Source organism: Streptomyces shenzhenensis, assembly GCF_003688995.1.
GTDB classification, from domain to species: Bacteria; Actinomycetota; Actinomycetes; order Streptomycetales; family Streptomycetaceae; genus Streptomyces; species Streptomyces shenzhenensis_A.
In genome coordinates, this window is the sequence record NZ_PENI01000018.1 from 178,673 (window position 1) to 189,986 (window position 11,314).

10 protein-coding genes and 1 pseudogene are annotated in these 11,314 nt (G+C 73.0%); 5 read left to right on the forward strand and 6 right to left on the reverse strand.

Annotation, left to right across the window (positions count from 1 at the left end):
- Window positions 1-79 precede the first annotated feature (79 nt).
- Window positions 80-1,435: a dipeptidase gene (locus tag CTZ28_RS26495; RefSeq protein ID WP_121892204.1), complete on the forward strand. Its 1,356-nt coding sequence runs from the start codon at window positions 80-82 to the stop codon at window positions 1,433-1,435.
- Window positions 1,436-1,497: 62 nt separating this feature from the next.
- Window positions 1,498-1,713, forward strand: a pseudogene (locus CTZ28_RS48640) (MBL fold metallo-hydrolase); the annotation flags it as partial.
- Between the two features lie 246 nt (window positions 1,714-1,959).
- Here CTZ28_RS48640 and CTZ28_RS26505 read toward each other — a convergent pair.
- The 3 genes from CTZ28_RS26505 to CTZ28_RS49655 all read right to left on the reverse strand — a co-directional run bounded on the left by CTZ28_RS26505 (window position 1,960) and on the right by CTZ28_RS49655 (window position 3,557).
- Window positions 1,960-3,000: an NUDIX hydrolase gene (locus CTZ28_RS26505; protein ID WP_121892206.1), complete on the reverse strand. Its 1,041-nt coding sequence runs from the start codon at window positions 2,998-3,000 to the stop codon at window positions 1,960-1,962.
- Between the two features lie 145 nt (window positions 3,001-3,145).
- Window positions 3,146-3,337, reverse strand: a complete 192-nt coding sequence (locus CTZ28_RS26510; RefSeq protein WP_121892207.1) for a hypothetical protein — start codon at window positions 3,335-3,337, stop codon at window positions 3,146-3,148.
- Window positions 3,338-3,344: 7 nt separating this feature from the next.
- Window positions 3,345-3,557, reverse strand: a complete 213-nt coding sequence (locus tag CTZ28_RS49655) for a DUF6191 domain-containing protein (protein ID WP_398656758.1) — start codon at window positions 3,555-3,557, stop codon at window positions 3,345-3,347.
- A gap of 102 nt (window positions 3,558-3,659) precedes the next feature.
- On the opposite strand from CTZ28_RS49655, the gene CTZ28_RS26515 reads away from it, so the two are divergent.
- On the forward strand, window positions 3,660-5,681 hold the full coding sequence (locus CTZ28_RS26515) for an NPCBM/NEW2 domain-containing protein (protein WP_121892208.1): 2,022 nt from the start codon (window positions 3,660-3,662) through the stop codon (window positions 5,679-5,681).
- 48 nt (window positions 5,682-5,729) lie between these two features.
- Here the strand turns inward: CTZ28_RS26515 and CTZ28_RS26520 are convergent, their stop codons facing one another.
- Window positions 5,730-6,683 (reverse strand): ROK family protein, encoded by a 954-nt coding sequence (locus CTZ28_RS26520; RefSeq protein ID WP_121892209.1) that lies wholly within the window; start codon window positions 6,681-6,683, stop codon window positions 5,730-5,732.
- A gap of 209 nt (window positions 6,684-6,892) precedes the next feature.
- Between CTZ28_RS26520 and CTZ28_RS26525 the strand changes: the two genes are divergently transcribed.
- Window positions 6,893-7,942 carry a LacI family DNA-binding transcriptional regulator gene (locus CTZ28_RS26525; protein ID WP_121892210.1) on the forward strand — a complete coding sequence of 350 codons (1,050 nt, stop codon included), beginning with the start codon at window positions 6,893-6,895 and terminating at the stop codon, window positions 7,940-7,942.
- A 590-nt stretch (window positions 7,943-8,532) separates the two neighbouring features.
- Here the strand turns inward: CTZ28_RS26525 and CTZ28_RS26530 are convergent.
- Window positions 8,533-9,846 carry a DUF6986 family protein gene (locus tag CTZ28_RS26530; protein ID WP_121892211.1) on the reverse strand — a complete coding sequence of 438 codons (1,314 nt, stop codon included), beginning with the start codon at window positions 9,844-9,846 and terminating at the stop codon, window positions 8,533-8,535.
- Between the two features lie 195 nt (window positions 9,847-10,041).
- Between CTZ28_RS26530 and CTZ28_RS26535 the strand changes: the two genes are divergently transcribed.
- Entirely contained in the window at window positions 10,042-10,947 is a 906-nt protein-coding gene (locus CTZ28_RS26535) for an endonuclease/exonuclease/phosphatase family protein (protein ID WP_121892212.1), read from the forward strand.
- Window positions 10,948-11,018: 71 nt separating this feature from the next.
- Here CTZ28_RS26535 and CTZ28_RS26540 read toward each other — a convergent pair.
- Window positions 11,019-11,314: electron transfer flavoprotein subunit alpha/FixB family protein (locus tag CTZ28_RS26540; RefSeq protein ID WP_147481203.1), on the reverse strand; the 296-nt coding region annotated here is incomplete at its 5' end.

Genomic DNA, 11,314 nt, shown 5'->3' on the forward strand with positions numbered 1-11,314 from the left:
CGGCGGACGTCGCCGCAGGCCACTGTGGGAGGATCGGTGTACTCACCGCTACAACGTCGCACCTACGAGGAGCGTGCCCATGTCGTCGAATCCGGTCGCCGAGACCGTCGCCTCGCTGCTGCCGAGGGCGCAGGCGGAACTCGCCGAGCTGGTGGCCTTCAGATCGGTGGCGGACTTCGACCAGTTCCCGAAGAGCGAGAGCGAGGGCGCGGCGGCCTGGGTCGCCGACGCGCTGCGCGCCGAGGGCTTCCAGGACGTGGCCCTGCTCGACACACCGGACGGCACCCAGTCGGTGTACGGCTGCCTGCCCGGACCGGAGGGCGCGAAAACGGTTCTGCTGTATGCCCACTACGATGTGCAGCCGCCGCTGGACGAGACCGCCTGGGCCACTCCGCCGTTCGAGCTGACCGAGCGCGACGGACGCTGGTACGGGCGCGGCGCGGCCGACTGCAAGGGCGGCGTGATCATGCACCTGCTGGCGCTGCGCGGGCTGCGGGCGAACGGCGGCGTCCCGGTGACCGTCAAGGTCATAGCCGAGGGCTCCGAGGAGCAGGGCACCGGCGGCCTTGAGCGGTACGCCGAGCAGCACCCCGGTCTGCTGGCGGCGGACGCCATTGTCATCGGCGACACCGGCAACTTCCGCGTCGGCCTGCCGACCGTCACCACCACGCTGCGCGGCATGACCCTGGTGCGGGTGCAGGTGGACACGCTGGCGGGCAATCTGCACTCCGGGCAGTTCGGCGGCGTCGCCCCCGACGCGCTGGCCGCGCTGATCCGCGTCCTGGACTCGCTGCGCGCCGAGGACGGTTCCACCACGGTCGACGGGCTGGCCGCCGAGGGCCGCTGGACGGGCCTCGCGTACGCCGAGGAGCAGTTCCGCGCGGACGCCAAGGTGCTGGACGGCGTCGGGCTGATCGGCGAGGGCAGCGTCGCCGACCGCGTCTGGGCCCGTCCTGCCGTCACGGTCCTCGGCATCGACTGCCCGCCGGTCGTGGGCGCCACCCCGTCCGTGCAGGCGAGCGCCCGCGCGCTGGTCAGCCTGCGGGTGCCGCCGGGCGTCGACGCGACCGAGGCGAGCAAGCTGCTCCAGGCCCACCTGGAGGCGCACACGCCGTGGGGCGCCCGGGTGCACACCGAACAGATCGGGCAGGGCCAGCCGTTCCGCGCCGACACCGGCAGTCCGGCGTACCGCGCGATGGCCGACGCCATGGCGGTGGCCTACCCGGACGAGACGATGCAGTACGCCGGTCAGGGCGGCTCGATCCCGCTGTGCAACACCCTCGCGCGGCTGTACCCGCAGGCGGAGATCCTGCTCATCGGCCTGAGCGAGCCGGAGGCGCAGATCCACGCCGTGAACGAGAGCGTCTCGCCCGAGGAGTTGGAGCGGCTGTCGGTGGCGGAGGCGCTGTTCCTGCGCAACTACGCCGCGGGCTGAACCGCTCTGCCGACGACAGAGGGTCCTCGCCCCCGGGCGGGGGCCCTCCCTGCGGTCGGCGCTTGGACGTCATGGCGCTGCCCCCGCGCCTCCACCTGCTGCGCTTCCCGGTCGGCCAGGCCTACCTCTGGTCCGACAGCGACACGGCAACGCTCGTCGACGCCGGGACGATCGCCGACGCGCTCACCGCACTCGGACGGGCCCCGCCGTCCGTACGGCGGATCGTGCTGACCCACTTCCACGAGGACCACACGGGCGGGGCGGGCGAGTTCGCCGCGCCGAGGGTCGCGGGCCTGGACGCGGAGGTGGCCTGCCTCGGTCACGGCGATCCGGTCACGGCGCGCGCGTCGGCGGTCCTGCGCGAAGCGGCGGACCGACATGGCGTGCGGCGGTGACCATCGGAGCATGTCCTGTTCCGCGCGCCTCGCCGCCCACGCCACCGTCATGGCGCTGCTCAGCGGCAGCGAACCGGGCGTTGGGGCGCGGCGGGTGTCCCGCCCGGCCGCCGATGCCGGCGCGTGAGGTCAGCCGAGGGGGACGCCGGCCTCCAGGTACAGCGCGGCACCCCGCTCGCGCGCCCGCAGCGCCCATCGCAGCCGCTCGTAGCGCACGGGCGGCAGCAGCGCGGCGGCCTCCTGCTCGGTGACGAAGCGACAGGCGCGCAGTTCGGGTCCGGGCAGCAGCAGGGAGCCGGCCTCGGCGGACGCGAGACGGCCGCCGTCGAACAGCAGGCGCAGCCCGCCGTAGCCGGGCGGCGCGGGCGGTTCCCAGTCCACGACGAGCAGCCGCGGCACCTCCCCCAGCCGTATCCCGGTCTCCTCGGCGACCTCGCGCATGCCGGCCCGGGCGGGCGCCTCGCCGGGTTCGACGACACCTCCGGGGAACTCCCAGCCGGGCTTGTACGTGGGGTCGACCAGCAGGACGCGGTCCCGCTCGTCGAAGAGCAGCACCCCGGCCGCGAGGGTCTCCGCAGCGGGTTCCGGGGTCTGCACGATGTCACAGGGGGCGACGGTGCCGTCGGCGACGGCCTCGGCGATCCGGACCGCCGTCTCGTACGGGGTGAGCGCGCTGGTATCGACGGGGTGGGCGTCGGCGGTGAGCCAGGAGGCGAGGGCCGCGCGGTACGGCTCGATGTGGTCGTACGCCCACTGGCGCACCCGCAGCTCGCCGTCGGGCAGGTCGGGCGGGACCTCCCGCCCGGCTATCCGGGCGCGCAGGATCGTTTCGGCCGGGGCGAGCAGCAGATGGTGCACGGCGATCCGGCGGGCGGCGAGGCCGCCGAAGATCTCGTCCCGGTACTCCTGGCGCAGCAGGGTCATGGGGACCACGAGGGTCCCGCCGAGTTCGGCCAGCATGGCGGCCGCCGTGTCGATGACCAGCCGGCGCCAGATCGGCAGATCCTGGAAGTCGCCGACCTCGGCGAGGCGTTTGGGCGGCAGCAGGTGCGTGAGCGCTCCGCCGATGACCTCGGGGTCGAAGAGCGTGCTGTTCGGGACCAGGTCGATCAGTTCCCGTGCGGTGGTGGTCTTCCCCGCACCGAACGCACCGTTGATCCAGACGATCACGGTTCCCCCTCTTCTGTTGGCCCCCAGAGGCTTGCCCGCTCCACACTGCCACGAAAACCAGCCGCAGCTGAGGGGCCGCGCCACGGGGGCCGGTGCGCCTTCGCGGCACACCGGCCCCCGGCAGAGACAGCGGGCGGGGTCCGGGCTACTCCTGCGCCGGGAGGTGGTCGGCGGAGCCGAGGCTGTCCTGGCTGACGAGGTGGTCGACGGTGCCGAGCGTGTCCGAGACGTTCAGATCGCCGAGGGCGTCCTTCTCGGCGCCGTGGGACGGGGTGATCGCCGCCACGACGAAACCGGTGGCGAGGGAGGCGATGGCGAGCATGCTGCGCTTCTTCATGCCCGGATCAACTACGCGGACGGCCAGGGGTCACGCGGATCACCGCGGTTCCCCCGTCCAGGTCCACCGCGCTCCGGCGCGGGGGCGCCCCGTCCTCCTCGTCGCAGTTCCCCGCGCCCCTTCGGGGAGCCGCCCCACACAACCGAACGTCCGGCGCCGCTCCCCTTCGCCGAATTGCCCGTGGATCAAGGGATATGACGCGTTGTCGGACGCGCGTCACCGCTCCCCTTCCACCACAGTCCGACAGGTTCTACCGTGAACGCCCATCGATGACACGTACATGGCGTCATTGCCGCCTTTCGCGAGGAGGAGGAACGTAACGATGCGTCACCCTCACACCCGCACAACCCGCCGAAGAGCGGTCGGAGCGCTCACCGCCGGTCTGCTGTGCGCGGCCGGCCTCGCCGTCCCCGCCACGGCGGCCCCCGCCGAGGCACCCGTCGCGTCCGCCCCGGCCGACGGACTCGCCCTCACCCCGCCGATGGGCTTCAACAACTGGAACTCCACCCACTGCCGCGCCGACTTCGACGAGGAGATGGTCAAGGGCATCGCCGACCTCTTCGTGGCGAAGGGCCTCAAGGACGCCGGGTACCAGTACGTCAACCTCGACGACTGCTGGGCCCTGCCGAGCCGGGACGCGAACGGCCGGCTGGTCCCCGATCCGGTCCGCTTCCCCGGCGGGATCAAGGCCGTGGCCGACTACGTCCACGCCAAGGGCCTCAAGCTCGGCATCTACACCAGCGCCGGCACGAAGACCTGCAACAGCGCCGGGTTCCCGGGCGCGCTCGGCCACGAGTACGGCGACGCCCAGCAGTTCGCCGACTGGGGCGTGGACTACCTCAAGTACGACAACTGCAATAACCAGGGCGTGGACGCCCGGCTCCGCTACACGACCATGCGGGACGCCTTGCGGGCCACCGGGCGGCCCATCGTCTACAGCATCTGCGAATGGGGCGAGAACAAGCCCTGGGAATGGGCCGCGGACCTCGGCCAGCTGTGGCGGACGACCGGGGACATCAGCGACAGCTGGGGCTCGATGCTGTCGATCCTGAAGCAGAACCTGCCCCTCGCGCCGTACGCAGGACCCGGCCACTGGAACGACCCCGACATGCTGGAGGTCGGCAACGGCGGCATGACCGACACCGAGTACCGCACACACTTCTCGATGTGGTCGATCATGGCGGCGCCGCTCCTCATCGGCACCGACCTGCGCACGGCGTCCCCTGCGACCTTCGGCATCCTGGGCAACAAGGAGGTCATCGCCGTCGACCAGGACCCGCTGGGCAGGCAGGGCACGGTCGTCTCGTCCGAGGGCGGACGCTGGGTCGTCGCCAAGGAGATGCGGGACGGCAGCCGCGCGGTGGCCCTGTTCAACGAGTCCGGCACCGCCCAGCGCATCACGACGACCGCACGGGCCGTGGGCCTCCCGGACGCCCCCGGCTACACCCTGCGCGACCTGTGGCAGCACCGCGGCTACCACACCGCCGGCACCGTCTCGGCGACCGTCCCCGCCCATGGCACGGTCCTGGTCCGGGTCCAGGCCGACCCCCGCTGGGCCGCGCTCCCGCCGGCGGTCGAACTCGGCCTGGACGGCAGCCCGTACGTCGAGGCGGGCACCCCGGCCGCGCTGACGACCTCGGTCACCGACCTCGGCCGCGCCCCGGCCCGGCAGGTGTCCGTGGCACTGACCGGCCCCGAGGGCTGGACCGTCACCCCGACGTCGGCCACCGGGACGGCATCGCTGGCGACGGGCCGGTCCCTGCGCACCGGCTGGCGCGTCACCGCGCCGCCCGGCACGCCGACGGGACCGTACGACCTGACGCTGCGGGCCCGCTACCGCTCGCCCTCGGGAACCCGCGTCGACACCGCGCTGCCGCTGACGGTGTCCGTCGTGGTGCCGCCCCCGTCCGGGACGTCGTACCTCGGCGATCTGCCGTGGCTGTCCGCCACCAACGGCTGGGGTCCGGCGGAGCGCGACACCAGCAACGGCGAGAGCGCGGCCGGCGACGGCAACCCCCTCACGCTGGGCGGCGTGGTGTACGCCAAGGGGCTCGGCGTTCACGCGGAGAGTTCCGTCGACTACTACACGGGCGGGGCCTGCGAGACGGTCACCGCGGACGTCGGGGTGGACGACGAGAAGGGCGCGAACGGCACCGTCGCCTTCGAGGTCTGGGCCGACGGCACGAAGGCCGCCGCCACCGAGGTCCTCACCAACGCGATGCCGGCCCGGCCGCTGACCGCGGACGTGACCGGCGCCCAGGTGGTCCGGCTGGTCGTCACCGACGGCGGCGACGGCATCGACTCGGACCACGCGGACTGGGCCGACGCGCGGATCGGCTGCTGAGCCGCACGGCCCGCGCGTGAACGTTCCCGCAGACACCGCGGACCGGTGTCAGACCCCCGCCGCGGTCGCGCCCGGCCGCCTCGCCAGCGCGGCCGCGGCGGCACCCACCAGGCCGGCGTCCGTGCCCATCTGGGCGGGCGTCACCGTCAGCCGCCGCACGAAGGAGAGGGTCGCGTAGTCGCCGAGGGCCTTGCGCAGCGGCGCGAAGAGGATGTCGCCCGCCTTGCCCACGCCGCCGCCGATCACCGCGATGTCGATCTCCACGAGGGTCGCGGTGGCCGCGATGGCGGCGGCCAGCGCCTGCGCGGCACGCTCGAAGGAGGCCACCGCGACGGGGTCACCGGCGCGGGCGGCCGCCGCGACCGCCACCGCCGAGGCGTCCCCGTCGGGGCCGGGCCGCCAGCCGCCCTGAAGGGCGCGCCGGGCGATGTTGGGGCCGCTGGCGATCCGCTCGACGCAGCCACGGGAGCCGCACGGGCAGGGATCGCCGTCGAGGTCGACACTGATGTGGCCGATGTGGCCCGCGTTGCCCGTGGGTCCCGGGTGCAGTTGGCCGCCCAGGACGAGACCCCCGCCGACGCCGGTGGAGACCACCATGCACAGCGCGTTGTCATGGCCGCGGGCGGCGCCCTGCCAGTGCTCGGCGGCCGTGATCGCCACGCCGTCGCCGATCAGCTCGACGGGCAGGCCGCCTGTCGCCGCCCGCACCCGCTCGACCAGCGGGAACCCGCGCCAGCCCGGCACGTTCACCGGGCTCACGGTGCCCGCGGAGGCGTCCACCGGGCCGGCGCTGCCGATACCGACGGAGCTCGCGCGTCCCCACAGGGGAGATCCGGCGAGTTCGCCGAGCACCTCCGCCACGGCCCGCATGACGGTCTCGCCGTCCTGCTGTGCGGGCGTCGAGCGCTGGGCGCGGACCTGGATCCGCCCGTGGCCGTCCACCAGCGCGCCGGCGATCTTGGTACCGCCGATGTCGAGCGCAGCCACGAAGTCGGTGTGCATCAGAGTCGAATCTCCCCGTCAACCATGAGAAAACCAAGAGCGAGACGCAGCCCGGTCTCGCGGTGGGGGCGCGGGCCGGTGATTGCGGTGGACAGTGTCTCCCGCATCTGACAACGTTGTCCAGGCTCTATGCTCGACGCCATATCCTCACACCACACCGATCCATTCACTTACGCACCCCCGTGGACGACAGGACAGGACGCAGCATCGTGCCAGAGACCACCCGCCGCGCCGACCGACTCTCCGGATCCCGCTACGGCAACCGTCCCACGATGAAGGACGTGGCAGCGCGCGCCGGTGTCGGGCTCAAGACGGTCTCCCGCGTGGTCAACGGCGAGCCGGGGGTCACCCCGGACACCGAGCGCCGCGTCCAGGAGGCCATCGACGCGCTCGGCTTCCGCCGCAACGACAGTGCGCGCGTGCTGCGCAAGGGCCGGACCGCGAGCATCGGTCTGGTCCTGGAGGACCTCGCCGACCCGTTCTACGGTCCGCTCAGCCGTGCCGTCGAGGAGGTGGCCCGCGCCCATGGCGCCCTGCTGATCAACGGCTCCAGCGCGGAGGATCCGGAGCGCGAGCAGGAACTGGCGCTGGCCCTGTGTGCCCGGCGGGTGGACGGGCTGGTGATCATTCCCGCCGGGGACGACCACCGCTATCTGGAGCCGGAGATCAGGGCGGGCGTCGCGACGGTGTTCGTGGACCGCCCGGCCGGGAAGATCGACGCCGATGTCGTCCTGTCCGACAACTTCGGCGGCGCCCGCGACGGTGTGGCCCATCTGATCGCCCACGGCCACCGCAGGATCGGCTTCATCGGCGACATGCCCGGCATCCACACCGCGTCGGAGCGGCTGCGCGGCTACCGGGCGGCCATGGAGAACGCCGGGATACCCGTCGAGGACGGCTGGATGTCCCTGGGGGCGACCGACCCGGAGCGGGTGCGCCGGGCGGCCGAGGAGATGCTCGCCGCGGCGTCCCCCGTCACCGCGGTCTTCACTGGCAACAACCGGGTGACGGTGACCGTGATCCGGGTGCTGGCGGAGCACTCCCGGCCCGTCGCCCTGGTCGGTTTCGACGACATCGAACTCGCCGATCTGCTGCGGCCGGGTGTCACGGTCGTCGCCCAGGATGCGGCGGCCCTCGGCCGCACCGCCGCCGAGCGTCTCTTCCGGCAGCTGGACGGCAGCCTTGTCGCTCCGGAGCGCATCGAGCTGCCGACCCGGCTGATCACCCGCGGCTCGGGCGAGTTGCCTCCGGCCGGCTGAGCGGTGACCGTCCCGGGGGCGGGCCCAGCGCTCCGCGGGAAGGGCCGTGACGCGTCGTCGGTCGGCTGCGCCGCCATCGTGGCTGATCGCGCCGTTCCCCGCGCCCCCCTCCGGGGCACCGACCAACAACAGCGGGCCTCGCCCGACCCGCCCCAAACGACGGCCGACCGCCGTCACGCCGTCGGTCGGCTGCGCCATCGTCGTGGCTGATCGCGCAGTTCCCCGCGCCCCCCCTGCGGGGCGCCGCCTAACCACGGCGGATCTCACCCGACCCGCCCGAGACAACGGTCAACGGCCGACCGCACCGCCGTCGCGGCCGATCGCGCCGTTCCCCGCGTTCCCCTCCGGGGCACCGACCAACAACAGCTGGCCTCGCCCGACCCGCCCCAAACGACGGCCGACCGCCGTCACGCCGTCGGTCGGCTGCGCCATCGTCGTGGCCGATCGCGCAGTTCCCCGCGCCCCCTTCGGGGCGCCGCCCAACCACGGCGGATCTCACCCGACCCGCCCGAGACAACGGTCAACGGCCGACCGCACCGCCGTCGTGGCCGATCGCGCCGTTCCCCGCGCTCCCTTCGGGGCGCCTTTTGTCAGGCATGACCGTCCGATGGCCGGGGTCGTGGGGTTGGTGTGGTGAAGTGGTTCAGGTCCGGGCGGGTCAGGCCGGTTAGGTGGTGTACCTCGTCGAGGTCCAGGGCTCCGCAGTCCAGGCCGCTCAGCAGATATCCGCTGAGCGCCTTGGCGGTGGCGGGCTCGTCGATGATGCCGCTGTCGCCGCCGGCCCGGTCGGCGTACCGGGCCAGCCGCGTCGCCGCCTGTTCGAAACCCTCGCGGTAGAAGGCGAACACGGCGGCGTAGCGGGTGGGGAGGTGGCCGGGATGCATGTCCCAGCCCTGGTAGTAGGCGCGGGCCAGGGCACGCCGGGTGAGGCCGTAGTGCAGCCGCCAGGCGGCGTGGACCCGCTCGGTCGGGCCGACCGGCAGCACGTTCGTGGAGCCGTCCGACACGCGGACGCCGGTGCCCGCCGCGGCGACCTGCATGACCGCCTTGGCGTGGTCGGCGGCCGGATGGTCACCGGCCTGGTGGGCGGCGGAGACGCCGAGGCCGGCGCTGTAGTCGAAGGTGCCGTAGTGCAGTCCGGTGGCCCGGCCCTCGGCGGCCCGGATCATCCGGGCGACCGTCGCGGTGCCGTCACCGGCGAGGATGGCCTGGCTGGTCTCGATCTGGATCTCGAAGCCGAGCCGGCCGGGTGCGAGGCCCCACGCCTTCTCGAAGGCCTCCAGCAGCCGCACCATGGCGGTGACCTGCTCGGCGTAGGTCACCTTGGGCAGCGTGAGGACCAGCCCCTGCGGCAGTCCCCCGGCCTCCATGAGGCCGGTCAGAAAGACGTCGAGGGTCCGGATGCCCCGCTCGCGCACCGCTGCCTCCAGGCACTTCATGCGGATGCCCATGTACGGCGCCGCCGTGCCGTGCGCGTACGCCTCGGCGATCAGCCGGGCCGCGCGGGCGGCCGCCTCGTCCTCCTCGGCGTCCGGGCGCGGTCCGTAGCCGTCCTCGAAGTCGACCCGCAGGTCCTCGACGGGCTCGCGCTCCAGCTTGGCGCGTACGCGGTCGTGGACGGGGCCGGCGAGTTCGTCGCCGAGGCCGAGGACGGCGCCGAAGGAGGCCGCGTCGGGGGCGTGTTCGTCGAGCGCCGCGAGGGCCCGGTCGCCCCAGGAGCGGACGGTGTCGGCAGCGAACGCGTCGCCGGGGACGTAGACCGTGTGGACGGGCCGGCGGGTGCCGGGGTCTCCCGGATAGTGACGTTCCAGCTCGGCGTCGACCGGGGCGAGGGAGGCGCTGATCTCCTCGCTGACGGCACCCGCGAGGCTCGTCGCGACCTTCTCCTGTCGGCCCTGGCCCATCCGCCACCTCCATTTTCCGCTCTGCGGAATCAACAATTCGCAGAACGAAGCTATCCGTGGGGATTCCGGATGGTCAACACCCTGTCCGCGGGCGGCCACTCGGCCATGTCGTCATGTTCACGCCCACCCCGTAAGGCGGTATCACGCGTTCGTACCCACCGACTCGTCCGGCCGTTCCCAGCGAAGGAGCCCCCTGTGCCGAACCACAGCCGAGTCACGCGCCGTCTGGGTCTCAAGGCCGCCCTGTCCGCGGCGGTCACCGTGCCCCTCTCCAGTACAGCACTGTCCGTCCCGGCCGCCTCGGCGGAGCCGGACCCGAGCCGCCGACTGGAGGTCATGTCCTTCAACCTGCGCTACGCGAGCAGCACCGAGCCGAACAGCTGGACCGTCCGCAGGCCGGTGATGCGCACCCTGCTGCGCCGTGCGGCCCCGCATGTCATCGGCACCCAGGAGGGCCTCTTCCCACAACTGCTGGACATCGACGCGGATCTCGGGCCGCGTTACGACTGGATCGGCGCCGGCCGCCTGCACGGCAGCCGCGACGAGTCCATGGCGGTCTTCTACGACACCCAGCGCCTCACCCCGGTCGAGTACGACCACTTCTGGCTCTCCGACACCCCGGACGTGATCGGCTCGAACACCTGGGGCGCGGCCTTCGCCCGGATGGTCACCTGGGTCCGCTTCCGGGACCGGCGCTCCGGGGGCCGGGAGTTCTACGTCCTCAACACGCACTTCGACCATGCGAGTCAGTACGCGCGCGAGCGGTCCGCCGCCCTGATCGCCGAGCGCGTGCACGGCTTCGACCGCGCGCTGCCGCTCGTCGTGACCGGCGACTTCAATGTCGCCGCCCACCGGAGCACGGTCTACGACACGCTGCTGGGCGCGGGCCTGGTGGACACGTGGGACGCGGCGGAGGCACGCGGCCCGCTGTACGCCACCTTCCACGGCTACCGGCCGCTGACGCCGGACGGCGACCGCATCGACTGGATCCTGGCCACGCCAGGGGTCGGCACGCGACGGGCGTCGGTCAACACCTTCTCGGCCGACGGCCAGTTCCCGAGCGATCATCTGCCGGTGCAGGCGTCCCTGACCCTGGGGTGACGGCCCCGGGACGAACCGAGGCCCCCGTGACCGCTGCCGGTCACGGGGGCCTCGTACGGCCTCGGTGGGGGTCAGCCCTTGCGGGCCTTGATCTCCTCGGTGAGCTGCGGGACGACGTCGAAGAGGTCACCGACGACGCCGTAGTCGACCAGATCGAAGATCGGGGCCTCCGGGTCCTTGTTGACCGCCACGATCGTCTTCGACGTCTGCATCCCCGCCCGATGCTGAATCGCACCCGAAATACCCGACGCGATGTACAACTGCGGCGAGACCGACTTACCCGTCTGACCCACCTGATGAGTGTGCGGATACCAACCCGCGTCCACCGCCGCACGCGACGCACCCACCGCCGCACCCAGCGAGTCCG